Origin of the sequence: Micromonospora parva (assembly GCF_000718515.1) — a bacterium.
GTDB lineage: Bacteria > Actinomycetota > Actinomycetes > Mycobacteriales > Micromonosporaceae > Micromonospora > Micromonospora parva.
In genome coordinates, this window is record NZ_JNZS01000004.1 from 345,489 (window position 1) to 370,289 (window position 24,801).

At 71.0% G+C, this 24,801-nt stretch carries 22 protein-coding genes; 9 read left to right on the forward strand and 13 right to left on the reverse strand.

Going from position 1 to position 24,801, the window contains the following annotated elements; genetic code table 11:
• Positions 1-4 precede the first annotated feature (4 nt).
• Positions 5-565, forward strand: coding sequence for a GNAT family N-acetyltransferase (locus IF22_RS0106275; RefSeq protein WP_030329417.1), 561 nt, complete (start codon positions 5-7; stop codon positions 563-565).
• A gap of 17 nt (positions 566-582) precedes the next feature.
• On the opposite strand, the gene IF22_RS0106280 is transcribed toward IF22_RS0106275, so the two are convergent.
• Positions 583-1,194, reverse strand: a complete 612-nt coding sequence (locus IF22_RS0106280; protein WP_245233541.1) for a DUF305 domain-containing protein — start codon at positions 1,192-1,194, stop codon at positions 583-585.
• 68 nt (positions 1,195-1,262) lie between these two features.
• The gene (locus tag IF22_RS0106285) at positions 1,263-3,134 is read right to left on the reverse strand and encodes a sigma-70 family RNA polymerase sigma factor (RefSeq protein WP_030329421.1); all 1,872 of its coding nucleotides are present in this window, start codon (positions 3,132-3,134) and stop codon (positions 1,263-1,265) included.
• A 320-nt stretch (positions 3,135-3,454) separates the two neighbouring features.
• Between IF22_RS0106285 and IF22_RS0106290 the strand changes: the two genes are divergently transcribed.
• Positions 3,455-3,640, forward strand: a complete 186-nt coding sequence (locus tag IF22_RS0106290) for a hypothetical protein (protein ID WP_030329423.1) — start codon at positions 3,455-3,457, stop codon at positions 3,638-3,640.
• Positions 3,641-3,871: 231 nt separating this feature from the next.
• Positions 3,872-4,669, forward strand: coding sequence for a SigB/SigF/SigG family RNA polymerase sigma factor (locus IF22_RS0106295; protein ID WP_051708235.1), 798 nt, complete (start codon positions 3,872-3,874; stop codon positions 4,667-4,669).
• A gap of 6 nt (positions 4,670-4,675) precedes the next feature.
• Here the strand turns inward: IF22_RS0106295 and IF22_RS0106300 are convergent, their stop codons facing one another.
• Positions 4,676-5,743, reverse strand: coding sequence for a DUF2855 family protein (locus IF22_RS0106300; RefSeq protein WP_030329428.1), 1,068 nt, complete (start codon positions 5,741-5,743; stop codon positions 4,676-4,678).
• 67 nt (positions 5,744-5,810) lie between these two features.
• A complete protein-coding gene (locus IF22_RS0106305; RefSeq protein WP_051708216.1) occupies positions 5,811-7,025 on the reverse strand; it encodes a PP2C family protein-serine/threonine phosphatase in 1,215 nt (404 codons plus the stop codon).
• A 269-nt stretch (positions 7,026-7,294) separates the two neighbouring features.
• Here IF22_RS0106305 and IF22_RS0106310 point away from each other — a divergent pair, with 269 nt between their 5' ends.
• The gene (locus IF22_RS0106310; protein ID WP_245233542.1) at positions 7,295-8,314 is read left to right on the forward strand and encodes an ice-binding family protein; all 1,020 of its coding nucleotides are present in this window, start codon (positions 7,295-7,297) and stop codon (positions 8,312-8,314) included.
• 55 nt (positions 8,315-8,369) lie between these two features.
• Here the strand turns inward: IF22_RS0106310 and IF22_RS0106315 are convergent, their stop codons facing one another.
• The 5 genes from IF22_RS0106315 to IF22_RS35325 form a co-directional block, all read right to left on the reverse strand.
• Positions 8,370-9,860: a glycoside hydrolase family 130 protein gene (locus IF22_RS0106315; RefSeq protein WP_030329434.1), complete on the reverse strand. Its 1,491-nt coding sequence runs from the start codon at positions 9,858-9,860 to the stop codon at positions 8,370-8,372.
• Entirely contained in the window at positions 9,857-10,861 is a 1,005-nt protein-coding gene (locus IF22_RS0106320; RefSeq protein ID WP_036410884.1) for a hypothetical protein, read from the reverse strand. Before IF22_RS0106320 ends, IF22_RS0106315 begins: the two co-directional genes overlap by 4 nt.
• Positions 10,862-10,905: 44 nt before the next feature.
• A complete protein-coding gene (locus IF22_RS0106325) occupies positions 10,906-12,042 on the reverse strand; it encodes a glycosyltransferase (RefSeq protein WP_030329436.1) in 1,137 nt (378 codons plus the stop codon).
• 116 nt (positions 12,043-12,158) lie between these two features.
• Positions 12,159-13,163: a glycosyltransferase family 4 protein gene (locus IF22_RS0106330; protein WP_030329437.1), complete on the reverse strand. Its 1,005-nt coding sequence runs from the start codon at positions 13,161-13,163 to the stop codon at positions 12,159-12,161.
• A complete protein-coding gene (locus IF22_RS35325; RefSeq protein ID WP_167337273.1) occupies positions 13,160-13,333 on the reverse strand; it encodes a hypothetical protein in 174 nt (57 codons plus the stop codon). Before IF22_RS35325 ends, IF22_RS0106330 begins: the two co-directional genes overlap by 4 nt.
• A 418-nt stretch (positions 13,334-13,751) precedes the next feature.
• Here IF22_RS35325 and IF22_RS0106340 point away from each other — a divergent pair, with 418 nt between their 5' ends.
• A complete protein-coding gene (locus IF22_RS0106340; protein WP_030329438.1) occupies positions 13,752-14,933 on the forward strand; it encodes a low temperature requirement protein A in 1,182 nt (393 codons plus the stop codon).
• Between the two features lie 7 nt (positions 14,934-14,940).
• Here the strand turns inward: IF22_RS0106340 and IF22_RS0106345 are convergent, their stop codons facing one another.
• The 3 genes from IF22_RS0106345 to IF22_RS0106355 all read right to left on the reverse strand — a co-directional run bounded on the left by IF22_RS0106345 (position 14,941) and on the right by IF22_RS0106355 (position 16,986).
• Positions 14,941-15,972, reverse strand: coding sequence for a medium chain dehydrogenase/reductase family protein (locus IF22_RS0106345; RefSeq protein WP_030329439.1), 1,032 nt, complete (start codon positions 15,970-15,972; stop codon positions 14,941-14,943).
• A gap of 86 nt (positions 15,973-16,058) precedes the next feature.
• A complete protein-coding gene (locus IF22_RS0106350) occupies positions 16,059-16,601 on the reverse strand; it encodes a TetR/AcrR family transcriptional regulator (protein ID WP_030329441.1) in 543 nt (180 codons plus the stop codon).
• A 52-nt stretch (positions 16,602-16,653) separates the two neighbouring features.
• A complete protein-coding gene (locus IF22_RS0106355) occupies positions 16,654-16,986 on the reverse strand; it encodes a nuclear transport factor 2 family protein (protein ID WP_036410886.1) in 333 nt (110 codons plus the stop codon).
• A 145-nt stretch (positions 16,987-17,131) separates the two neighbouring features.
• Between IF22_RS0106355 and IF22_RS32885 the strand changes: the two genes are divergently transcribed.
• A complete protein-coding gene (locus tag IF22_RS32885; protein ID WP_209444498.1) occupies positions 17,132-17,602 on the forward strand; it encodes a winged helix-turn-helix transcriptional regulator in 471 nt (156 codons plus the stop codon).
• Between the two features lie 35 nt (positions 17,603-17,637).
• Here the strand turns inward: IF22_RS32885 and IF22_RS0106365 are convergent, their stop codons facing one another.
• Positions 17,638-19,200: an MFS transporter gene (locus tag IF22_RS0106365; RefSeq protein ID WP_051708217.1), complete on the reverse strand. Its 1,563-nt coding sequence runs from the start codon at positions 19,198-19,200 to the stop codon at positions 17,638-17,640.
• A gap of 103 nt (positions 19,201-19,303) precedes the next feature.
• Here IF22_RS0106365 and IF22_RS0106370 point away from each other — a divergent pair, with 103 nt between their 5' ends.
• The 3 genes from IF22_RS0106370 (at position 19,304) to IF22_RS0106380 (ending at position 24,766) form a co-directional block, all read left to right on the forward strand.
• Positions 19,304-19,783, forward strand: a complete 480-nt coding sequence (locus IF22_RS0106370) for a winged helix-turn-helix transcriptional regulator (RefSeq protein ID WP_030329449.1) — start codon at positions 19,304-19,306, stop codon at positions 19,781-19,783.
• A 210-nt stretch (positions 19,784-19,993) separates the two neighbouring features.
• A complete protein-coding gene (locus tag IF22_RS0106375; protein WP_030329451.1) occupies positions 19,994-21,244 on the forward strand; it encodes an HNH endonuclease signature motif containing protein in 1,251 nt (416 codons plus the stop codon).
• Between the two features lie 495 nt (positions 21,245-21,739).
• Complete coding sequence (locus IF22_RS0106380; protein WP_030329454.1) at positions 21,740-24,766, forward strand: S8 family serine peptidase; 3,027 nt, start codon at positions 21,740-21,742, stop codon at positions 24,764-24,766.
• Positions 24,767-24,801 lie beyond the last annotated feature (35 nt).

Here is a 24,801-nt window from a genome sequence, read left to right on the forward strand (position 1 = left end):
CCCGATGACGTACCAGGAGAAGATCGCCGGCCTCGGCGAGCTGTCGTTGGTGACCGTGAACCCCGACCGGGACGCCGCCCTCCTGCACGGCTGGGTGACCCTTCCTCGCAACTCCTTCTGGGGCATGGGTTCCCACACCCTGGAAGAAGTGCGCGAGATCTACGCCTTTGTGGACAGCCTGCCCACTCACCACGCGTACCTGATCCTGATCGACGACGAGCCTGTGGGCCTCTTCCAGACCTATCAGCCCGAGGCGGACCCGGTCGGCGAGCGTTACCCCGTCCAGCCCGGCGACGTGGGAATGCACCTGCTGCTCAGCCCCGACCGACGCCTCGCCCGCAGCCTCACCAACGCGGTCGGCCCGGCCGTGGCCCGCTTCCTGTTCCGCGATCCGGCCGCGCAGCGGATCGTGGTCGAGCCGGACGTCCGCAACCACCTCGCCCTGCGCCGACTGGAGATCGAGGGCTTCACCCTCGACTCGGAGATCGACATGCCGGACAAGCGGGCCCAACTCGCGTTCCTGACGCGCGCCCGGTTCGCGGCGAGACACCAGACAACGGCCTGACCGCCGACGCCCACCGACTACTGGCTGGTGGCGGTGGGGGCGCCGAGCCGATTGTCCAGCGCGCTCAGCTCGGCGATGCGCGCCTGTTGAATCCGGCTGGCGAACGCCTTCAACTCCGGGCTCCCACCGGCGGTCTGCTCGCCCCGGCACAGCACCACTGTCTGCGCGAGGTGCGCCCGGATCAGCGCGGCGGCGCGGGACGGCACCTCGACGTCGGGGGCGGCACGCAGCTCGGCGAGGCTGGCCTCGGTGACCATGCCGGGCATCTGGTGCCCCTCGTGGATGTTCAGCTCCGGCACGTTGCCCGCGGCCAACAGCCCACGCAGGTCCCGCAGCTCGGCCTGATGAGCCGTCCGAAGCTCGCCGAGGAGGGCCAGCAACGACGGATCAGCGTCCGCCGGCCGGGTGTCGAGCTGGTCGATCAGCGCGAGCGCGCCCTCGTTCATCGGGATCAGCAGTTGGATGAAGGCGTCGTCGGTGCCGCTGAGCACCACCGGCACGGTCGGCACCGCAGCGGCCGGTGGGCTGGTTGCCGACGAGGACACCGGGGCCGGTTCGGTTCGTCCCCAACCGTTGGTGAGCCCGACGGCCAGCGCGGTCGCGACCACTGTCACGACGACGCCGACCATCCGACCGGTCCGGACGCGAGACCCGGGACGCTCCGCCATGATCTGCTCGGCCCTCCGTTCGTCGGCGCTCAACGGGCGGCTTGGAACGCGCGGCCGACCGCTGTCGCCTCGGTCCCGTCGCGGAACAGCCCGGACCGGTCCTGGTCCGTGGCGGGGAGCCCGAACCAGGCGTAACGCTGCAGGTACGGGAGTTGCCCGAGCATGGCGGTGGCCGCGGTGAGGAAGGCCGCCTGCTGCTCCGGAGAGGGAAACTGCGAACCGCCCGCGCCGAAGCGGATCAGCGCGAACTCGGTCAGCCAGATCGGCTTCCGGTACCGCTGGTAGACAGCCTGTAGGTACTGCCGGAGTTGGGCCACGGCGGTGGCGGTGGTGAAGTCGGCACCGAACCAGTGCAGCGTGATGAAGTCGACCCGGTGGCCACGGGCCTGCGCGCCGGTCATGAACCTGTCCAGCCAACCCTGCGGGTCCGGCGCGCCCCAGGCGACCGCCGGGCTGCCCAGCCTGCTGCCCGTCGCCATCAACGGCGGCCACAGGTCCAACGCCTGATCGACGGTCATGTTCGCCTGCTCGGGCAGGTCCGGCTCGTTGAAGGTGAGCAGGTACGGCCCGGCGGCCCTGGCCCGCGCCAGCTCCGTGGCGGTGACGTTCTCCGCGCTGCGGATCATCGGCACGAACGTCGCACCGCGCGGAGTGCTGATTCCCGGGTGCTGGGTGCCCCAGGTGTAGTACCAGCCGGCCTTGGAGTTCGCCAACGCCTGACTCGCCCCGGCGAAGTTCCACACCCCGACGCCCTTGCGCGCGGAGCTGACCACCGGCGACGCCGGCGCTTTCGACGCGGGCCGTGCGCTCGGCGGCGGTGCGACGCTCGGGGTGACGGCTGCGGTGGGCACCGCGGACGGCGGCGCCGCCCAGGAGGGTGCGGACGGATCGTCCGGCTGGATCACCACCGCCATGGTGATGGCCAGGACGGCGGCGGCCACCCCGGCGACGAGGGACGGCACCAGGCCACGGGGCCGGTTCACCACGAGGCCGACGACGCTCTGACCACTACCGCCATCGGCGGGCGGGGTCGGCCCTGCGGTGGGTCCGACCGCCGGGCTCGGCGGGGCGACGGCCGACGCGGCGGCCGCCGGGGCGGACACGTTCGGCAGGTGGGCGCCGAGACCCGCCGGCAGCGGCAGCAACGGCAGGCCGGCGAGCAGGCGGTCGATGGGCAGGAGCGTGCTTCCCAACCGGACACAGAACGCGCAGTCGCGGACGTGTCGAGCCAGTCGCTTGCGCCACAGCGAGCTGGGTGTGCCGTCCCACTCGGCGGTCACGGCGCCCAGTTCCGGGCAGCCGGGGCGGGCGCGGAGCGCGCGTACGACGGCGCGGGCGCTCTGGATCTGCTCCTTCATCCGGTGGATCCGCACCGCGACGTGCCCGGGTGACAAACCGAGGGCGTCGGCGACCTCGTTGCGGGTGATCTCGCCGGTCTCCTCCAGCCACCACAGCGAGAGCAGTTCCTGGTCGTCCGGGTCGAGCCAGCGGGTCGCCTCGGCCACCTCACGTCGTTGGTCGGTGAGGCCGAGCCGGAGAATCGTCATCCCCGCGAAGTCGGAGGCGGGGTCGGGCACGTTGTGGATCGCGTCGAGCCCGGCGTCGCGGTTGAGCGCGACGCGTCGGCGCGTCTCCCAGTCACGCACCTGCCGGATGGTGATCGCCACGAGCCAGGACCGGTAGGCCGCCGGGTCGTTGAGCGCGGGCAGGTACCGGATCACCCGTACCAACGTCTCCTGGACCACGTCGTCGACGTCGGCGTGCCCGCGCAGCGCACGCCCGACAATGTTGTAGACCAGCGGGAGCGAGGCCGTGACGACGTCGTCGAGAGCGCGCTGGTCGCCCTGCCGGGCCGCGACGACCAACCCGACATCGGGCAGTGCTCGACCGGCTGACGACATGCGTCTCACTCCTCGTGTGCTCGTCCGCGCGGTGCCCACGCTGGGTGCGCTGACCGCCCTCAGGATCGGAGACTCGCGGCAGCGGGTGGGATTACAGAATTCCCGGGCGGTCGGTCCGCCACAAGCGACGCGGGTTCGCCGGCGGCGCATACCGGGCGACGATGCCGGGTATGGTGCGGGGTGTCGGTGTCGCCGGGCGTTCGCCCGTGCACGGGACACCCGCATTCGGGCGCCAGCGTGTGCGCCGACGCGTCACCAGGTCGCACGGCCGATGTTGCCGAGGCCGAGACGCACCCCTCTCGTAGAGACAGGATCCCCGCATGACACCGAACGACAACGGTCGACCCGTCCTGTTCCTCGCCACCTCCAACGGCGACGCGTTGGACGGACCGGCGGTGACCTTCGACAGCAGCGAGGAGGCCATGCGGCAGCTGCGCCACCCGTTCGCGGTGCGGTCGGCCTCGCCGGCACCGGCCGCCGTCGACGCCCCGGACCAGCGCGGCTGACCCGGCGGGTTCTCCCGCGAACGCCAGGACTCATACTTTCGGTTGGGAAATGGTCGACCTTTCGGGTAGTGTGCGAGGCATCACGTGAACGACATGACGCGGCGGCGAGGCCCGTGCTCGTGGCCTTGCGACAGCGCACCTTCGCCCGTATGTGCGCTCCGGCGGTAGCCGGTTCGGAGACCCTTCCGGTCGATCGACGGGCCTGCGGGAAGGACCACCCACGTGGCCACCATCGTCGACAACGCGACCAGCACCCGCACCGACCAGCGGAGCATCGACCAGAGCCCGGATGAGCTCCTCGCCGAGATGAAGGCGACCCCGGCCGACGACCCCCGCCGGCCAGCCCTGCGGGACCGCGCCATCGAGGCGTGGCTGCCGCTCGCCCGGCACCTGGCACGCCGCTACGGCGGACGCGGCGCACCCGACGACGACCTGGCCCAGACCGCCTTCGTCGGGCTCATCAAGGCCGTCGACAACTTCGACCACAGCCGAGGTGTCGACTTCAGCGGGTACGCCATCCCCACCATCATCGGCGAGATCAAGCGGTACTTCCGGGACCGCACCTGGGCGGTCCGCGTGCCCCGCCGCCTCCAGGAGCTGCGCCTGTCGATCAGCGCGGCGAACAGCACCCTGATCCAGACCCTCGGCCGCTCGCCGACCGTCGCCGACATCGCGTCCTACCTCGACGTGTCCGAGGAGACCGTCCTGGAGGGGCTGGAGGGTGCGCGCGCCTACCGGGCCACGTCGTTGTCCACCCCCGTCGGGGCCGACGGCAGCCGGGAACTCGGGGACACCCTCGGCGACGACGACCGGGCCTTCGACCTTGTCGACCTCCGCATCGCCCTCGGGCCGGCCCTCGCCACGCTGCCGGAACGCGAACGACAGATCCTGAGCCTGCGCTTCCACGGCAACCTGACCCAGGCCCAGATCGCCGACCGGATCGGCGTATCGCAGATGCACGTGTCCCGGCTGATCACCCGCTCGCTGGCCGCGCTGCGCTGCCAACTGAGCGAGGACATCGCAGCCTGAGCCCGGTCAGAGCTGGACGACGTGGCCCACCCGTGGCGGCGTACGACCGGCCAGAACGTCGAGCCACGCGTGTTGCAGCGCCGTCGGCCCGGCACCGACCCGAACGTCGAGCCACCCGCTCACCACGGCGGCGAAGCGTTGCCACGCCGCGGTGAACCGCTCGTCGAGCCCGTCGCGGCCCCAGTCGTGGCTGCGCTTGCGCATCTGCACCGGCGCGAAGAACACCTCCTCGGCGGCGTCGGCGTTCGGCGTCTGGTTGGTGAGCCCGACAGCGATGTCCCGGACGAGCCGGTCACCGAGGCGCCGCCGCAGGGCGGCACGGGTCGAGGGCGCGCCGGACAGGTCGAGGTAAACGGTCGGGACCACGTCGAGGGCGTCCATGTCGTCGTACGACACGACCTCGTCGTAGCAGCCGAGCGACCTGGTGAAGGCCAGGTTGCCGGGTGAGGTGAGACCGACCAGGCGCGGCCCGCGCCGGTGCATCTCGAACGCGGCGGCGTACGCGGTCTTGCTCGACGCCGACGACACCAGCAGCGCCTCGGCGCCGTAGAAGTCGTTGTCGACAACCTGGTCGGCCAGCATGAACGAGGTGAAGAAGAGCGGCCGGAACAGGATCAGCAGATCCTCCTGGTCGCGCTGGTACGCCGGGTCGCCGATGGTCGACCGGTACGCGTTGTACGGCGACGGCAGCTCGACCCGGTGCGGGCTCGCCTCGCGGAATCCGGACCCGTCCACCCGGTCCGGCCGCACCACGAGGTGACCGGCGGGCGGGAGGTAACCGTAGATCCGTTGCCCCACCTCGACCCCCGCCACCGCCGAGTCGACCACCTCGGCGAAGCCCCAGAGCGGCGGCAGCCCCCATTGCGGTCCGAGCCCCTGGGCGGCCGGCGGGAAGAACTGCCAGTAGCGCATCGCGTCACCGAGCACCGCGTAGGTCACGTTGTTGGCGGTGAGGCCGACGCGGTCCACGCGCAGCAGCGCCTCGCCGTCGGCCACGGCGGGGATGGGGCCATCGACGAGCGCGGTCTTCCCGAGGTCGTCCCGAGCCACCGCGAAGGTCCATGAGTCAGCCATGAGGTGACGCTAGACAGCCCTGCAATCGGAGACAAGTGCACTGCGAGTGCAAAATCCCACTGCTCGCTCAGGAGCCGGCGGCGGCGAGGCCGCGCAGGTGCGCGAGCGGCAGGTGCGGTGGCCGCCACTCCACGAACAGGGCGGTAGCGTCATCCTCCAGCTGGTCGTCCTGGTAGCCGACGACCGCGCGGACCAGCCGACGCATCGTCTCCGGGCTGGGCAGCCCGTCGTTGAGGGCGCGGTTGACGAAGTCGACGAGCCGGTCCAGTCCGAACTGCTCACCCTGCGCGCTGCGGGCGTCGGTGATGCCGTCGGTGTAGGCGAGCAGGCGGTCACCCGGGTGCAGATTCTCCACGTGCACTCGCGGTCGGCGAGCGGACAGGTGACCCAGCCCCAGCGGCAGAGCCGTCGGCCCCGGAAGTTCCCGGACGGCCTTGCCGTCACGCAGCAGCATGGCACCGGGATGCCCCGCGTTGATCATGCTGAGGTGGCCGGTCCGACGGTCCAACTCGATCAGCAACCCGGTGGCGAAGAAGTTCGGATGCTCGGACCGCACCCACCGGTCGATGCTGATCGCCGTGTCGACCAGGTCGAGGCCGCATCGACGGGCGTTGCGGTACGCGCTGACCACCAGCGAGGCGAGGGTGCTCGCCTTGATGCCGTGCCCGCAGGTGTCGAAGAGCCCGACGCTGAGCACGTCATCGTTCAACGCGTAGTCGAAGATGTCGCCGCCGACGTCGTAGCACGGTTCAAGGATGGCGGTGACCACCAGGTCGTCGGTGGCGAAGGTCAGCGGTGGCAGCAGACCCCACACGATCTCGGCCGCGACCTGCATCGGCATCCGCCGCCGCATCCGCTCGACCACGTCACCGTAGGACCGGCGGTTGACCAGGATCTGGGCGACGTTGACCGCCACCTCCAGGGCCGGGCCGTCCATCGTCTCGTCGGCGGCGGCCGGCGAGACGATCTCCAGTACGCCCATCCGCTCGCACCCGAGCAGCAGTGGCACCCACACCCGATCCGGACTGTCGGGCGCGCGCTGGATGTCGAGGGTGGTGAAGGCCCGGCCGGCGAGCGTCGTCTCGATCGGCAACTGGTCCCGGTCGAGACCCGCGCCGAGCAGCGGGACGAGGAGGGTCTGCTTGTAGTCGGCCAGATAGATCACGATCTCGCTGGCACTGATCATGGGCGCGGCCCGGGCCACCAGCCGCGACACCTCGTCCGGACCGCCCTGGGGCGCGTTGAGCTGCAACCAACGCACCACCTCGCCGACGTCGGCCACGCTCCACCTCCCCCTGTCCTCCCCGATCGCAGGAGCACGTAGTGCGAGCGGTGAGGCTACCTCGCCCCGCCGCGGTTCTCGTCGGCCGATCGTCCGCGCCTGACCGGTGGCCCACCTTTCACCCCACCCGCCCCATCTATCTCGCTGGTTTTGCGTTTTTTGCGAAGTACTCGTGCAAAAGTCCGATAAGCAAGACCCCTGTGGATGGTGCGGCCTCCAGCCGCCGCACAACTGGCGTCTGGTGAGATGCCTTCGCGAAAGGGCACGTCGTGACAACCAAACTATTCAGCCATCCGGGACGCGCGGCCATGTCCGCACTGGCGGCCGTCGCCGCCAGCGGCACCGCCGTCGCCGTACTCATCTTCAGTGGTACCGGGGCGAGGGCCGCCGAAGCACCGGTCGACCTCGGCACGGCGGCGAACTTCTCCGTGCTGGCCGGCACCACGGTCACCAACACCGGGCCAACATTCCTCGCCCAGAGCCTCGGCGTCAGCCCCGGTAACACCGCGCCCGGCTTCCCGCCCGGCATCGTCGGCGGTGAAATCCACCTCGGCGACGCCGTCGCCCTGCAGGCCAAGAACGACCTGACCACCGCCTACAACGACGCCGCCGGCCGGACTCCGTTCACCAACCTGCCGGCCGAGCTGGGCGGCACCACGCTGCTCCCCGGGGTCTATCGGATCGGTGCCGCGCAGCTCACCGGCACCCTGACGCTCGACAGTCAGGGTGACCCGGCGGCGGTGTTCATCTTCCAGATCGCCTCGACGCTCGTCACCGCGCCCAACAGCAGCGTCGTGTTCATCAACGGGTCCTCGCCCTGCAACGTCTACTGGCAGGTGGGCAGCTCGGCCACGCTCGACACCGGCACCCGGTTCATGGGCAACATCCTGGCCCAGACCTCGATCACCATGAACACCGGAGCCACCCTCCAGGGCCGGGCTCTGGCGCAGACCGGCGCCGTCACCCTCGACACCAACACCATCAACGCCCCCGTCTGCCTCCAGCCGACGGGAACGCCCACCCAGACACCAACCGGCACCCCGACCGGCCAGCCCACGGGCACGCCGACCGGCACACCGACCGGGCAGCCCACAGGTACGCCGACCGGGCAGCCCACGGTCACACCGACCGGGCAGCCCACGGCGCGGCCCACCCGCACAGCGCTGCCCGTGACCGGCAGCAGCGGCGGTGAAGCCCTGCTGCCCGTCCTGACCGGCATCGGCAGCGTCGCCGTCGCCACCGGCGCGGCCCTGCTGTTCCTCTACCGACGCCGCAGGTCTGAGTCCTGACCGATGCGCCCCGGCGGCGGTGACTCACCCGCCGCCGGGGCAGCACCACCGGTGCTCATCCGTGCCGGTTGCCTGATGGTGGGGCCTCGACCATCGCGCTGAGGAGCGCGGACAGCGGCACGGCGGCGAATCCCACCCGCGCGTCACTCGCGCCGTACGGCACCCACAGCTCACCGTCGTGCACGAGCGCGCCGCAGGAGTAGACGACGTTCGGCACGTACCCGTCCCGGTCGTCCTCGTCGGGTGCGAGAAGCGCGCCGGGCAGGTGGGCGACGACCCGCTCCGGGGTGTGCAGGTCGAGCAGGAGCGCACCGATGGCGTACCGACGCATCGGCCCGACACCGTGGGTGAGCACGAGCCAGCCGACGTCGGTCTCGATCGGTGATCCGCAGTTGCCGACCTGGATCAACTCCCAGCTCTCGCCCGGTGCGTGCAGCGGGGTCGGTGCCTGCCAGCGGTGCTCGCCGTCCAGAGCGGTCAGGCCGATGGTCTCGCCGTCGGCACGGCACAGTGCCAGGTGCCGACCGCCGACGGTGCGCGGGAACAGCGCCAGCCCCTTGTTCCGGGCACCCGGCCCGCGCATCGGAGTCATCTCGAACCGGCGCAGGTCGTCGCTGGCCAGCGCGCGGGTGGCGATGGTCCGGCCGTCGTAGGCGGTGTAGGTGGCCCGGTACACCGGCCCGGATTCGTCGACGAAGCGGACGAACCGGGCGTCCTCCATGCCGTTGCTCTCCGCCGGGGTGGCTGGCCACAGCACCCGTTGGTGCAGGACCGTGTCCGCGGGGAAGGCCGTGGCGTAGCTACCGGCGTTGGTACGACGCAGTTGTTCGACGGTCCCCAACCCGGTGCTGCGGGAGAGCAGATCCGGTGGCAGGTTGCCGAGCACCCGCTCGAAGGCGACCTCGTCGTACCACTCGGGCAACGCGTCCAGCACCGTGGCTGCGACCTCGTTGTCGCAGTCCTTCTCGGCCAGGCCGGCAACGAGCAGGTCTCGGCGGTACCGTACGCCCGTCCGTTGCCCGACGGCCAACGGCCCGGTCCGATCGGCGATCGTGAGCCGGTCCCCCGGTCCGACGATCGCGGAGGCGAAACCGATCGAGGACACGTGGCCCTCCCCGATCTGGCGCAGGCTGATGGCGACGCGCAGCTGCCCGGGGCCGAGATCGGTCTGGTCCGGGTGGGCCACCATCGATGGGTTGCACAGGGCGGCGGCCTCGACGGCGTACTCGTGGCTGAAGTAGGCGCCCACCAGCAGCCGGCTGTTCGGCGAGAGGTCGCGGGCCTGCGCGGCGCGGTGCCGGACCAGGTCGTAGTGGTGGTGGAAGGTGCCGGCCAGGTCGCGGTGCCGGGCGCCGAACCGGTCGAGGGTGTCCCGCAGCAGCCGGGCGGTCTCCTCGTCGTCGAGGTGCGCGACCCGGTCGATGAGCGCCTGCGCGCGGGTCCGTACCACAGCGGCGTCCTCGCCCGGGACGAAGAGCTTGACGATGACGCGGCGTGGGTCCGGGGTGAGGGTGACGTCCTGCCGGACGGCCAGACTCCGGGTCACGACCACCGCCGGGCGTGCTGCAGGGTGGAGACGAGCGCGAGGGTGGACTCGGCACCCTGGTTGAGGTTGGGCCCGTGCGAGGTCAGCCCGTCGTAGCCACCGCCGGTCGCGGGATCCCACATCGGCGTGCCGAGGTCGTTGTCGCCGAGGAACCACCCGACCGCCTGCCGCACCCCGTCGTCCCACACCGGGTCGCCGGTGACCACGGCCGCCGTGGCGCAGGCGTCGGCGAAGGCGGCGACCTCGATCGGCTGCTGGTCGTGGTGCAGCCGTACGGCGCCGCGCCGCCAGCCCCCGGCGGGTACGACAGACAGCCGGCCATCGCGGAGCTGGACATCGCGCAGCCAGGTCAACATGCGCAGGCCGTCGTCGAGGGGCGGGCCACCCTCGCGAAGCTGACTCGCGGCGATGACCACTTCGGCGAGGGCGGCGTTGGCGTACGTCAGCTCCTGCCGGGGCCACGGCCACCCGCGATCGGGGGCCGGCGGGCCGATCGTGCTGGCCGCGTCCGCCAGCAGGGACGCGGCGGCGACGTGGCCGGGGTGACGACGAAGCACCTCGGCCGCGCCCAGACCGGCGAAGGCCATCGTGTGCGGGGCCTTCGTCCGCCGGGTGGCGCCCCGGCTGAAGGCGACAAGCGCCTCCTCGCGTACCCATGCGGCGGGGCTGCGGGCGACGGCCGTGCCCAGGCCCCACAGAGCTCGACCCCACCAGTCGCCGAGCCCTGGTTCGTCGACCCAACGCCGGTCGTGCCCGAGCCGGTTGCGGAACGCGCCGCCGTCGTCCTGCGCGTGGGTCAGGAACGCGAGGTACCGCTCCGCCAGCCGGAGCAGTTCCTCGCTCGGCTCCGGCTCACGGCTGACGACCACCAGGCCACGCGCCACGTCGTCGGTGCAGTAACCATGCTCACGCCGGACGATGGCGTGCCGTGCGTGCTCGAACAGACCGGTGTCGTCGCTCAGCCGAGCCAGGTGCGCGAAGCTCGGCGCGGGTGCCGTCACCCAGCGCCCAACCGTCGAGGTCCGGGGGCGCCCGGTGGTCGCCGTCACGCCGGCACGGCGCTGACGGCGGGAGAGCGGGCCTCGACGAGCTCGTCGGCGAGGGCGCCGTAGCGGGCCGCTACCGCAGGCCAACGCAGGTGCGCGGCCAGCGGACGCACCCGCCCGGCCAACCGGGCGGCCAGGCCCGGTTCGATCAGGACCCGTCGGATCGCCTTGGCCAGTGCCGCCGGGTTCTGGTGGGGTACGACCAGACCGGGCCCACCGGTCAGCAGTTCGACGGCGTGCGGGAACGCCGTCGCCACGACGGGCACCCCGGCGGCCACCGCTTCGATGAGTACGCCGGAGGTGACCTGTTCGCGGGAGTCGTAGGGCAGGACGACCACGTCCGCGGAGCGGATCAGGCGGCCCAGCGCCTCCTGGTCGTGGTAGACGTCCTGGTAGTCGACGGCGTGCGCGACGCCCAGCTGGGCACCGAGCTGGTGCAGCCCCGCCCGGTACGCCTCACCGTGGTGCTCGATCACCTTCGGGTGGGTCCGCCCGGCCACCGTGTAGGTCGGAGTCGGTTCCAGGTCCTGCAACCGCGCGAGGGCCCGCAACGACCACTCGATGCCCTTGCCCGGCCCGAGCAGACCCCAGGTCAGCAGGTGCGGGCGGGTACGCCTGTCGACGGGTACACCGGCAAGCTCGGCCGCGCCGTGCGGAATCACCGTCACCTTGCCCGCCGGCACGGCGTACCCGACGAGCAGCCGGTCGCGGGCTGTGTCGGTCATCGTGACCACCGCTCCGGCGGTCGCCACGATCTGCTCCAACAGGGATTTCTGCCGAGCCGAGGGCTGACGGAGCACGGTGTGCAGAACCACGATGCTCGGCACGCTCAGCCGCCGCAGCAACGGCAGGACCTCCTCGCCGTCGGCGCCGGGGTAGATGCCGTACTCGTGCTGGACGATCGCCACGTCGTACGCGTTCAGCGCGGCCGCCGCCTCCCGCCAGCCGGCCGGGTCACGCGCCGACCAGGTGTGCACCACCCCGGGCGCGGGCCGCTGGTCGTCGCCGTGATCGGTGACGCGGACGATGCCACCAAGGGTGCCGTCGGCAGTCAGCTGAGCGGCGAGGGACGCGTTGAAGGTGGCCAGTCCGCACCGGGTCGGTGGGTGGGTGCTGAGGAATCCGTAGCTGGGCATGTACGTCGGGCCTTCCGGTAGTCGGCCACCGCAGGAGTACGCGGTGAGCCTCACGCGGGAACGGCGCACGCCGGTCAGCGTGTGTGACCGGCGGAACGGAGAGCGGTGCGGCTCAGTCAGGTGAGGAGGAGCTTGTCGTAGACGGCGAGATAGTCGGTGACCATCCGTTCCGCGCTGAAGCGCTCCAGAGCCCGCGCCCGACACTTCACCCGGTCGAGGTCGGCAGCCTGGCTGATCGCCTCGACGGCCTGGTCGACGGTGGAGACGAGGAGACCCGTCACTCCCTCGTCGACGACCTCGGGCATGGACCCCCGCCGATAGGCGACGACCGGCGTGCCACAGACCATCGATTCCACCACCGACAGCCCGAACGGCTCGTCGAAGGCGATCGGGTGCAACAGCGCGGTGCTGCCACCCAGCACCTCGGCACGCCGTCGCGGGCCCACCGACCCGAGGAAGACGACCTGGTCGCCGTCGATGTGCGGGGCGACCTCTTCGGCGAAGTACCGCTCGTCCTGCACGATCCCGCAAATCGTCAGGGTTCGGCCGGCGCGGCGGGCGATCTCGATCGCGGTGTGGGTGCCCTTGTCCCTGTGGATCCGGCCGAAGGCGGCCAGCCCAGGACCGGCCTCGCTGGTGAACGGCAGGCCGGCGACGTCGACGCCGTGATACACAGTGGCCACGTAGTCGAGCTCCGGCGCCCGGTCGGCGTCGGAGATCGACACGTACGACGAGCGGGCGCGGCCATAGGCGGGCAGGATCCCCGCCCCGGAGAAGCCGTGCACTGTGGTCAGCAGCGGCGCGCGGCAGTGTTCCGCGAACGCCAGCGGCAGCCAGTCCAGGTGACTGTGCACCACGTCGAACTGCGCCGAACGGGCCATCGCGTGGGAGACGTGCATCGCCTCCCACACCCGACCGTCCAGGTCCGGGTCGTCCGCGTACCCCCGTGGGCAGACGCCGTCGAGCTGGGCGGAGGTGACGGAGTCCAGTGTCGCGAAGAGCGTCACGTCGATCCCGCGCCTGACCAGCCCCTCGGCGAGCAGGCCGGTCACCTGCTCCCACGGGCCGTAGTGGTGCGGGGGCGTACGCCAGGCGACCGGTCCGAGCAGCGCAATCCTCAAGGGGAGGACGCGTCGACGAGATCAGCTGGGTTGAGGTTCAGGGTGGCGAGCAGCCCGGTGTGCTTGGCCGGGTCGACGCGCTCCGGCAGCTCGCGCTCGACCCAGTCGGCCCGTGCCTGCTGCCCCCGGTCGCGAAGTGCGGTGACGATCCTGTCTCTGGCGATCCTCATCTGGTGCTCCCCTGGTTGAGGTGTTTAAAACGATCATTCGCACGGACAGTGGTGTGCACGCGCGGTCGGATCCGGACCACCAACCGTTCCAACCGCGACGACGGGCGGAACCGACGGCCGGGATGTGGTCGGCGATCGGTCAACACGACCAGCGAGTCGCGGCGACGGGGATGACGTTCGGTAACGCCCCTGATGGGCTGGTGGCGACGGCGTCTGACGGCCACCGGGGCCCCGGGCGACATGTCCACCGTACGCCTCGTGACGTGGGGCTGCACACGCACGGGCAGTCGGGGCGCTCGGAAGGTGCCACCCGGCGGGATGGATCCGGCACCTCAAGGAGGCTGTCCCAGCGGCTTTGCCCGAGTTACTGCCGGAATCTCACTAGCATGAGGGTCCGGAGCACGTAGGCGGGCACCTGATGACGACCGACCAAGCGGTAGGGCTGACCCGCGAGGATGAGGGGCCCCAGCGGGCGACCCTGCTGGAGCTCTTCCTCGATCTGGTGTTCGTCGCCGCGCTGGCCCTGACGTCACGGACACTGGCACAGCGTCTCGACTGGGTCGGCGTCTTCGAGACCGTGGTGCTGTTGACGGCCATCTGGTGGGTCTGGGCGGCTAGCGCGCTGGCTACCGAACTCCAACACCTCAACCGATCCTCGATCTTCGCTGTGACGCTCTGGGTCATGTTCGGAACGATCCTGATGGCCGGGGCGCTGCCCGGCGCCTTCGCCGAGCACGGCCTGATCTTCGCGGGCGCGTACGTGGCGGTCCAGGTGGGACGCGGCACCTTTCTCGTCGTCGCGCTGGGCGGCCGGATGGAGCAGCAACGCTCCAGTCGGTTCATGTTCTGGTTCGCGGTGTCCGCCGTACCGTGGCTCGTCGGCGCCTTCGTCAGCGGCCCGGCCCGGGGCCTGCTGTGGACCGCTGCGCTCGCCGTCGACTACGCGGCCGCCTGGCTTCGTTACCCCACTCCGCGGATCGGTCGCCTACCCACACCTCACTACGCGGTGGCGGCCGACCACTTGGCGGAGCGTTACCAGCAGATCTTCACGCTCGCTCTCGGCGATCTCATCCTCGTCATCACCCTGACCTACGCCACCCACGACCTGACCATCGAGCGGACGGCGGCACTCCTGGTCGGGTTCGCCGCGACCGTCCTCCTGTGGCAGATCTACGTCCACCGCGCCGGGTCCCTGCTGAAAGCCGCCATCGAGGCTTCCCGGGACCCGGGTGGGTTCGTACGGTCCGCGCCCAACACCCACCTACTCATGGTGGGCGGCGTCGTGGCCGCCTCCGCCAGCTTCGAAGCCATCATCAGCGAGCCTGCCGGGGAGACGTCGCCGTGGCTGGCCGGCGTCCTCCTCGGCGGGCTCGCGCTGTTCCTGCTTGGACGCGCTCGGTTCGAGTACGAGGTGTTCAGCCGCGTCTCACCGTCTCGACTGCTCGCGCTGCTTGCGCTGGCGGTCGTCGGACCCGTCCTGATACTCACCCCGGCACTGGTGGCCGGCCTCGCCGCGACCCTGGTGCTCGCCGGAGTAGCCGTCACCGACAGCATCCGGGCCCACGGAAGGCCGCCCGAACCACCGATGCCCTCGACGTAGTCGGTGATCATGGCTCCAGCACCACCTTGCCGGCCCGGCTGCGCGCCTCGGCGAACACCAGCGCGGCGGAGACCTCGTCGAGCGGGTAGCGGGCGGCGATCTGCGGCACGATCACTCCCCGTCGCAGCAGGTCGAGCACGGTGCCGAGGTCGGTGCGCAGGCGACGGCGGAACGCGGTACGGCGGGTGAGCTGACCGGCCCAGAAGTTGTAGAAGCCAGCCCGGTGACCGTTGGGCAGCGCGTTCCAGGTGTAGAGGCGGGTTAACAGCTTCACGAAGATCCAGATGACCGACTGCCCGGTGCCCACGGCTGCCGCGTTGCCGTAGACGACCAGCTTGCCGCCCGGGGCGAGCAGGGCGTATGAGGTGCGGACGCCCGGGCCCGCGACCGGGTCGAAGACGGCGTCGACGCCACCCGGCGACAGCTCGCGAACGTGGGCGGCCATGTCCGGGTCGCGGTAGTCGAGCGGTTCGACGCCGAGTTCACGCAGGCCGGCGTGGTGTCGTACGGCAGCGGTGCCGATGACCCGCAGCCCGAGGTGCCGGCCGAGCTGGACGAGCACGCTCCCGACGCCGCCGTTCGCGCCGTGCACGAGGATGGTCTGCCCGGCCGTCAAGTCGGCGTCGCGCAGCATCTGCCAGGCGGTCACCCCGTTGACGACGACGGTCTCGGCCGCGACGGGGTCCAGGCCGGTCGGTACGGGGGTCAGGGCGTCGAGGTCGACCAGCGCGTGGGTGGCCCAGCCACCGGTCTTGGTGACCGCCGCCACCCGCGCGCCGACCAGGGCGTGGTCACCGCCGGGACCGACCGCCCGGACGGTGCCGACGAGGTCGTAGCCGGGCACGAACGGGAACTTCGGCTGGCCGGGGTAGAGCGCGCGGCGCATCTGCTGCTCGGCGAACGAGATGCCGGTCGCCTCGACCTGGACGAGCGCCTGCCCCCGGCCGGGGACGGGCATCGGGCGTCGGCGCAGCTGGAGTCCGTCGGGCTCCACCACGCCGGGCAGCACCACTTCGGTGATCATCGCGTCGGTCGTCATCGGATTCTCCTTTGTTTGTAAGTGTGCACTCACACACTTGTCGAGGCCGAAGAGTGGGCCGCCGTAGCGGCCCGACAGCGGGTTGGTCAGGGGTGGCGAATGCCGGCGGTCAGGGCACGAGCCCAGGGCTCCGGGACCTGCTCCAGGCCGGCGGTCACGATCAGATGGCACAACTGGCCGTACGCGAAGAACTGCTGCACCTGCGCGTCGCTGGCACCGGCCCGATCCTGCACGAAGGTGGCGACCCGCCGGTAGCCGGCCCGCACCGCCTCGGCGACCTCCGGGATGTCCGTGACCGCCTGCGCCTGCACCTGGAAGAGCAGCAGGTCGCGATCGGCGATCAGCTCCGCGTACGCACCGCCCATGGTGTCGAGGATCTCTTCCGGACTGTCGCCCGTGGCACGCTCGGCGCCCGCCTCGATCGCCTCGGCGATCCGGTCGAAACACGCTCCGGCCGCCGCCACGAACAACCCGAGCTTTCCGGCGAAGAGCCGGAAGACGTACGCCTCGGAGATGCCGGCGGCGGCGGCCACGGCGGTGACCGGGGTGGCGTGGAAGCCGGCGCGCGCGAACACCGACACCGCGGTGTTCAGGACGGTGACCCGGCGGGCCTCGGCGGTCGATCGCATGTTTGTAAGCGTGCGCTCACAAACAAGTGTCGTCAAGTTCGCCGCTCAGCAGTCAGGGCGCGATGCGCAGCATCCGGATCGCGCTGTCGTCGTAGTCGCTGAAGCGGTACCGGAGGCCGGCGAACGGGCTGCCGGGGAAGTCGCCGGTGATCGTGGCGGTCACCACGGTGCCGGCGGGAGTCTCCTCGACGTCGGTGATCTCGTACGACACCAGCGGCACAGCACGGCGCCACTGACGGATGGCCTCGATGCCCCGGTACTCGTTCGACTCGTCCTCGACCACGGCGTCCTCGGCGAAGAGAGCGAAGTAGTCCTCGGAGTCGGGCTGGCCGGCGAGCGCGAAGTAGCGGCGAATGATGGCTGGTGCGGCCTGGGTGGCAGTCATGGTCTCCCGTCCCTCTCCGACGTCGCCGAGGGCCCGTCGTATGGTTACTTCTGAAACAGAACCTACTGACTTCGACAGTAGCACCTACTCGGGAGAGGGCACGGTTGTGGCCGGAAAGATCCGCTTGGCGGACCGCGAATGTCCGTTGTCCAGTGCGCTGGGCCACGTGGGCGAGTGGTGGACGCTGCTGATCCTGCACGACGCCTTCGACGGCTACACCCGCTTCGATCAGTTCCAGGCCAACCTGGGCGTCTCGTCCAGCATCCTGACCAGCCGGCTGAAGACCCTCACCGGCCAGGGGCTGCTGGAACGTCGCCGCTACCAGACCAGACCGGACCGCTACGAGTACGTCCTCACCGACCTCGGCCGCAGCCTGCGGCCGGTCATCGTCGCCCTCGCGGCCTGGGGCAACTCACGCCTCGATCCGAGCGAGCGCAGCATGATCCTCGTCGACCGGGCCACCGGGGTGGAGGCCGATCCGGTGCTCGTCGACAGCAACACCGGTCGCCCGCTCGACGACGCCACCTTCGTGTTCGCCGCCGGCCCGGCCGCCAGCGAGACCATGCGCAAGCGCTACGAGCACATTCCCACCCGGACGGCCCCGCCGCAGCGGTGACCGGCGCGCACGACGGCGGGCCGACGCGCCCGGCCCTAGTGCTGGTGCGGCCGGTTGCGGATGAGGGTGAGCGCGAGCACGGCGGCGACGAGGAAGACGACGCCGTTGATCCGCAGCCCGGCCTGGACTCCGGAGGTCAGCGCCTCCGCGATCGCCGCCCGCACCGGGTCGGGTAGTGGCTGGTCGCCGTTGGTCCCGGAGGCCACCGCCGCCCGCACGGCGCTCCGGGTGGGTTCGTCGACCTGGTGTGCGGCGAGCCGGCCCGGCAGGTCGGCCACCATCGTGGTGGTGAGCAGCGTGCCGAGCAGGGACGAGCCGAGCACCGAGCCGACCTGGCGCGCCGCGTTGACCGCGCCGGAGGCCATCCCGGCCTGGGCGGGCGCGACGCTGGCCAGGGCCGCCGCGGTCGCCGGGGCCACCACCAGCGCGCTGGCCCCGCCGAACAACGCGAACAACGCCCAGCGGTGACCGAACGACGTGTCCGGCCCCTGGTTCGCCAGCGCGAAGCTGGCCACCGCACCGAGGACCAGGCCGAGGGTCAGTGGCGCCTTGAATCCGGTACGACGGATCGCCCGCCCGGCGCCGAAGGCGACCAGCACGTAAACACCGAAGAGCACGAGCATCCGCCAGCCGGTGTCCAGCGGGCTGAGCGCCTGGGCACGCTCGTGGAAGAGGACCAGCAGGATCGCCACGCCGGTGAAACCGAACAGCGACACCGCACCGACGACCATGACAGCGCTGAACGACGCGGACCGGAACAGCCGTACGTCGAGCATCGGCGCGCTGGTCCGCAGCTCGACCAGCACGAACGCGACAAGTGCGACGACCGCGACGACCCAGGCCGTCGACACCACGGGGCTGGTGTAGCCGACCTTGCCGCCCTGGATCAGCGCGTAGACGGCGGCCGCGATCGCGACGGTGCCCAGCAGCAGGCCGGGCACGTCGAGCCGGGCGGCGCTCGGCCGGGACTCAGCCACTCCGACGACGGCGACGACGAGGGTGACCAGGCCCAGCGCGATCGTCGACAGGTAGACGCTGTGCCACTGGTAGTGCTGCAGCAGGGCACCGGCGATCAGCGGGCCGATCGCGAGCCCGATGCCGGACGCCGCCGACCACGCGGTGATGACCTCGGTCCGGCGGTGCGGGTCGGTGAAGGTCGCACCGAGGATCGCCAGGCTGTTCGGCAGGATCAGGGCGCCACCAAGGCCGGCGACCAACTGCCCGGCGATCACCCAGCCGACGGTCGGAGCGCTGGCCACGACGGCCGCGCCGACGATCATCGCGACGACCCCGGCGGCGAACATTCGCCTGCGCCCGTACCGGCTGCCCAGGGTGGCCGCGGAGAGCACGACGCTCGCCACCATCAGGGTGTAGGCGCTGGGGATCCAGACCAGCGTGGTCGGGTCTACCCGCAGGTCCCGCTGGATCGTGGTCAGCGCGGAGACCGTCGCGGTGATCTGCAGGAACGTGATCATCGCGCCCAGGCACATGGCGATCAGGGTCACCGCGCGGGAGCCGCGCAGAGATGAGCGGGCAGTAGCTGCCGGCCCGGGTGCTGCCGCGCCGGGTGGGATCGGGGTTGCGGTGCTGGTGGTCACTGAAGATCCTTCAGGCTGATGGGCTGGCTTGCGTATGCTGAAGTCAGCGCGACCCAGTGAAGCACCTGGCTAGCCCTAACGCAAGTCAGGTACGCTGGACGGCATGAAGGACCTACGAGACGATCGCGATTCCTGGACGAGCGAGAACTGCTCGGTGGCCCGGGCGATGGACATCGTGGGCAGCAGGTCGACGGTCCTGATCATGCGCGAGGCCCTGCTCGGCACGCGCCGCTTCGACGACTTCGTCCGCCGGGTCGGCGTCGGCGAGCCCGCCATGGCCGCCCGACTCAAGGAAATGGTCGCCGCCGACCTGCTCGAACGAATCCCCTACCGCGAGCCCGGGCAGCGCACCCGCCACGAGTACCAACTCACCAGCAAGGGCCGCGCCCTCCTGCCGGTCATCACCGCACTGCGCAACTGGGGCGACACCTGGGCCGCCACCGACACCGGCCCGTCGGTCATCGCCACCCACCACGACTGCGGCGAACCGATCCGCGCGGTGCTCCGCTGCGCCGCCGGCCACGACATCGCAGACGGCGACATCGACATCACCGCCGGCCCTGGTCTCGTCCGGCGCGACTGACACGCGGGTCACGGCCGAACCGGCGCCGTCGCTCAGGGACCATGGGCGGGACCGGTGTCGCCTCCGGGACCATGGGCGGGACCGGCGTCGCCGCGACACCCGGTCGCGCGCCTGTCAGCCGCAGCAGCCCGGCCAGCCCGCCGTCGGTCGCTGCCCAGCCAATCGATCATGATGACTGAAATTGTCGTACACCTGTTCTAGTGTCGGGTCATGGTCGAGGAGTTGGCGCAGGCAGACGACGCGGTCGCCGCGTGCGTGGACGCCGCCGCCTGGGCCCTTTCCGAGCAGGATTTGATCGCCGCGCTCGACGCCGCGCACCGCTTGGAGCAACGTCTCGCCGCCGTGAAGCTGGCCCTGATCCGTGAGCTCGACGGCCGGGGCACGCCCCACGCGCAGGGTGCCTCCTCCACCACGGTGTGGCTGCGCGAGCGACTGCGACTCACCATCACGGTCGCCCGCCGCCTCGTCGACCTCGCCACCGCACTCGACACCGGCAACCCCGGGGTACGACAAGCGCTCACCGACGGACGCGTCACCCTCGACCAGGCCCGGGTCATCGCCGACACGGTCGACACCGTGCACACCACCGCCGGTGCAGAGGCCGGCGACAAGGCGGTTGGTGTGCTGGTCGGCTGGGCCGGGCAGTTCGACCCCACTCTGCTGCGCAAGCTCGGCACCCGCATCCTCGACCACGTCGCCCCCGACCTCGCCGACGCCGCCGCCCACGCCGCCCTCGACGCCGACGCCCGCCGCGCCACCCGCGACCGCCACGTCACCCTCTCCGAACAGACCGACGGCCGCCTGCGACTCACCGCCACCCTCGACACCGAAACCGCCGGCCTCCTGCGCGCCGCCATCGACCCCCTCAGTGCACCCTCCGGCCCCGACGACTCCCGTTCCGCCGGACAACGCCGCCACGACGCCCTCGCCGACATCTGCCGCCTCGCCCTGCGCACCGGCGACCTGCCCGAACACGGCGGCGACCCCGCCCACATCGTCGTCACCACCAGCTACGACGAGTTGACCCGGCAGCTGTCTCGCGGTGCGCTCGACACCGGCGCGCACCTCACCCCCGACACCGTGCGACGCCTCGCCTGCGACGCCACCATCCTGCCCGCCGTCCTCGACAGCACCGGCCAAGTCCTCGACCTCGGCCGACAACGCCGCCTCATCACCGGCCCCCTCCGACGCGCCCTCGTCCTACGCGACCACGGCTGCGCCTTCCCCGGCTGCGACCGCCCACCCCGCTGGTGCCACGCCCACCACATCCACCACTGGGCCGACGGCGGCACCACCAACCTCGACAATGCCGTCCTGCTCTGCGGCCACCACCACCGCCACATCCACCACAGCGACTGGACCGTGCGACTCGCCGCCGACGGCCACCCCGAATTCACCCCACCCGCCTGGCTCGACCCCGAACAACTCCCCCGCCGCAACCACTACCACCGACGAACATAAGAGCGGCCGACTGACCCGACCCTCCAAGCCGAACAACCATCGGCACGTGCTCCGGGCCAGAGGAGACGTGCTGTGGTGGCAAGGAACACGCGCTCGGTCCACGGCAGCGATGATGCGTCACCCGCTGGTTCAGGGTGTCGCCAGCCGCCAGGCGCGGACCAGTGTTGGCACGTCGGGGCCTGTCGCGTCGCTCGTTCCACGGTCCGGCGCTGGTCACTGTTGCCTCGCCAAGTCTGTGGTGGACTTCGGCACGGGCAACCGACCAAATGGCACAGATCACCCACGTCGACGTTCCTAAATGACGCGCAAAGTACCCGTTGTGTTACGAGCTTGTTTCCAAGATGACGGCCAGGTTACGAGTGCTTCTCGATGATCGGTGCCGATCCTAGGTTTCGGCCACCGTCATCAGTCGTGGCGGCCGGCACCGAACGTGGAGGCAACGACGTGCCACAACCGAACACCCATCGGACCGGACGGGCCAGGCACGGGGTCAGCATGCTGGCCGCCGTGGCGCTGACCGCGGCCGGCCTGACCAGCCTGCCCGCCAGCGCCACCGCCGCGCCGGCAAGCAGTGGACCGACCGCCCGCTACCTCGTCCAGCTCGCCGAGGAGCCACTCGCCACCTACACCGGCGGGGTTCCCGGGATCGCCGCCACCAAGCCGGTCGACGGGGCGAAGCTGAACCGTACGTCCGGGAACGCCAACGCGTACCGGAACCACCTGCGCCAGCAGCGCAAGTCGGTGCTGGACCGGGTCGGCGTGCCCGCCGAGCGCACCCGCGTCACCATGGAGACCGCGTTCAACGGCTTCGCCGCCGACCTGACCGGGCCGCAGGCCGCCCGGCTGCGCGCCACCAAGGGTGTCCGCGCGGTGTACGAGAGCCAGAAGGTGCACGCCGCCACCGCACACACCCCCGACTACCTGGGCCTGACCGGCAAGGGCGGGGTGTGGGACAAGGAGTTCGGCGGCGACCCCCACGCGGGTGAGGGCGTGATCATCGGGGTCATCGACAGCGGCTACTGGCCGGAGAGCGCGAGCTTCGCCCCGCTGCCCAGCCCGCGCCCCGACCAGGCCGTCATCGACGCCAAGTGGAAGGGCACCTGCGACGTTGGCGTCGAAGCACCGGTGACCTGCAACAACAAGGTGATCGGGGCACGCTGGTACAACGACAGTGGCATCGCCGACGCGTTCCCGGACGACTACTCCTCGCCGCGCGACCGCAACGGCCACGGCACCCACACCGCCAGCACCGCCGCCGGCATCCACGGCGTGCGGGCGACGTCGGGCAACCAGGACCTGGGCATGATCTCCGGCATGGCGCCGGCCGCGCGATTGGCGATCTACAAGGCGCTGTACGACAACGGTGCGGGCGGAGCGACCGGCACCGACATCGACATCGTGCACGCCATCGACGACGCGGTCGCGGACGGCGTCGACGTGATCAACTACTCGATCGGTGACGACACCGAGCGCTTCGGTGCCGTCGACGCGACGTTCTTCAACGCGGCCGCCGCCGGGGTCTTCGTCGCCGCCGCCGCCGGCAACTCCGGCCCGTTCGCCAACACCGTCGACAACTCGACGCCGTGGCTGACCACTGTGGCCGCGAGCACCACCGACCGGCAGAACACCCGCACGCTCACCCTCGGCGACGGCACCACCATCGCCGGTGTGGGCATGGGCGAGACCGGCGTCGGGCCGGCCCGCCTGGTCTTCGCGAAGGACAGCGCGGTCGACCCGGACGGCGCCTACGGTGCCGGCCTCTGCGCCGACGACACGTTGGACCCGGCCAAGGTCAAGGGCGCGATCGTGCTCTGCCTGCGCGGCGAGATCCCGCGTACCGACAAGAGCATCGAGGTGGCGCGGGCCGGCGGGGTCGGCATGGTGCTGTACAACGAAGAGCTGAACTCCCTGAACGCCGACGTGCAGGCCGTGCCGACAGTGCACATCAACGAGGTCGACCTGGCCACTGTCACCGCGTACGTCGGCAAGGGCAACGCCACGGCGGCCATCTCGCCGAGCAAGCTGGAGACGGTCGAGGCTCCCGCCGTCGCCGCGTTCTCCTCGGCGGGCCCGTCGAACCTGAACGCCGGTGAGCTGCTCAAGCCGGACATCAGCGCGCCCGGTCAGGACATCATCGCCGCGTTCTCCCCGTCCATCGGCGGCAACGACTTCGCCCTGGAGTCGGGCACCTCGATGGCCGCGCCGCACATCGCCGGCATCGCCGCGCTGCTGCTGGCCAAGAACCCCGACTGGTCGCCGGCGGCGGTCCGCTCGGCGCTGATGACCAGCGCGGTGGACACCACCGACAAGGGCAACCCCATCAAGATCGGCACGTACGACGCCACTCCCATGAACTACGGCGCCGGTCAGGTGAAGCCGGGCAGCGCCTTCGACCCGGGCCTGGTCTACGACTCCAACCAGCAGGACTGGATCAAGTACCTGTGCGGGGTGTCCGCCGACCGGGGCGGCGACTACGGGCTCGCCGACCTGGACGGCTGCGACACGATCGGTGCGATCGACACCGCCCAGCTCAACTATCCGTCGATCTCGCTGGGCCGGATGGTCGGCAAGCAGAGCGTGACCCGTACGGTCACCAACGTCAGCGACAAGACCAGCACCTACACCTCGTCGGTGCAGGCCCCGCCGGGCTACAAGGTCACTGTCACCCCGAAGAAGATGCAGATCCGTCCGGGCCAGAGCGCCCGCTTCACCGTCGAGGTCACCAACACCGGCGGCGCGTTCGACACCTGGGCCGACGGCTCGCTGACCTGGCGCGACCAGTTCAAGCACGCGGTACGCAGCCCGCTGGTCGTGCACAACTCCGGGCTGGTCGCCCCCGACGCCATCACCGGCACGGGCACCTCCGGCAGCGTCCGGATCGCCGCCGAGGCCGGCTACAAGGGTCAGCTGATCTCCCAGCTGTCCGGCCTGACCTCGGGTACCAGCACCACAGTGACCCTGAAGGGCGACGGGCCGAGCTGGGACTGGAGCACGTCGAACAACCTGCCGGTGCCGCTGCCCGCGTCGATCAGCCGGACCACCCTGCACGTACCGGCCGGCACCCGCAGCCCGGAGATCCACGTGACGTCGGCACGGCCCACCTGCTCCCACATCGACTGGGAGGACGAGGAGGGCGTGATGGAGTGCACCGAGTTCAGCCTCAACGTCTACGACAAGTCCGGGAAGTTCGTCACCGCCACTGCCAGCACCCGGATCGGCGCGAAGGTCGCCCTGCCCGACGGTGCCGGTGACTACATCGTGGTCGTCGAGCAGGAGTTCACCGAGAACATCAAGGACGAGGCCAACGCGTACACCATCACCAGCTACCTGCCGGGCGCGCCGGGCACCTCCACCGGCCGGGTCACCATCGACCCGAAGCAGCGCAGCGTGCAGCCGGGCGCGACGGCGAACCTGACACTGCGTTGGTCCGGGCTCGCCCCGGGGCAGCGTTACGTCGGGGTGTTGGAGTTCCGCAACGGTGACAGCTCGCTGAAGGTCGTGCCGGTCACCGTCCAGTCCTGACCCCGCTCCCCCGACCCGGCGGATCGGCGTGTGAC

Excerpts from the sequence above, each read along its gene's own strand:
- IF22_RS0106355 (WP_036410886.1), bottom strand. The coding sequence starts at position 16,986 with ATGACTGCCACCCAGGCCGCACCAGCCATCATTCGCCGCTACTTCGCG.
- IF22_RS0106380 (WP_030329454.1), top strand. The coding sequence starts at position 21,740 with ATGCTGGCCGCCGTGGCGCTGACCGCGGCCGGCCTGACCAGCCTGCCC.
- IF22_RS0106275 (WP_030329417.1), top strand. The coding sequence starts at position 5 with ATGACGTACCAGGAGAAGATCGCCGGCCTCGGCGAGCTGTCGTTGGTG.
- IF22_RS35325 (WP_167337273.1), bottom strand. The coding sequence starts at position 13,333 with ATGAGGATCGCCAGAGACAGGATCGTCACCGCACTTCGCGACCGGGGG.
- IF22_RS0106375 (WP_030329451.1), top strand. The coding sequence starts at position 19,994 with ATGGTCGAGGAGTTGGCGCAGGCAGACGACGCGGTCGCCGCGTGCGTG.
- IF22_RS0106325 (WP_030329436.1), bottom strand. The coding sequence starts at position 12,042 with ATGCCCAGCTACGGATTCCTCAGCACCCACCCACCGACCCGGTGCGGA.
- IF22_RS0106350 (WP_030329441.1), bottom strand. The coding sequence starts at position 16,601 with ATGCGATCGACCGCCGAGGCCCGCCGGGTCACCGTCCTGAACACCGCG.
- IF22_RS0106340 (WP_030329438.1), top strand. The coding sequence starts at position 13,752 with ATGACGACCGACCAAGCGGTAGGGCTGACCCGCGAGGATGAGGGGCCC.
- IF22_RS0106280 (WP_245233541.1), bottom strand. The coding sequence starts at position 1,194 with ATGGTCGGCGTCGTCGTGACAGTGGTCGCGACCGCGCTGGCCGTCGGG.
- IF22_RS0106370 (WP_030329449.1), top strand. The coding sequence starts at position 19,304 with ATGAAGGACCTACGAGACGATCGCGATTCCTGGACGAGCGAGAACTGC.
- IF22_RS0106290 (WP_030329423.1), top strand. The coding sequence starts at position 3,455 with ATGACACCGAACGACAACGGTCGACCCGTCCTGTTCCTCGCCACCTCC.
- IF22_RS0106345 (WP_030329439.1), bottom strand. The coding sequence starts at position 15,972 with ATGACGACCGACGCGATGATCACCGAAGTGGTGCTGCCCGGCGTGGTG.
- IF22_RS0106300 (WP_030329428.1), bottom strand. The coding sequence starts at position 5,743 with ATGGCTGACTCATGGACCTTCGCGGTGGCTCGGGACGACCTCGGGAAG.
- IF22_RS0106285 (WP_030329421.1), bottom strand. The coding sequence starts at position 3,134 with ATGTCGTCAGCCGGTCGAGCACTGCCCGATGTCGGGTTGGTCGTCGCG.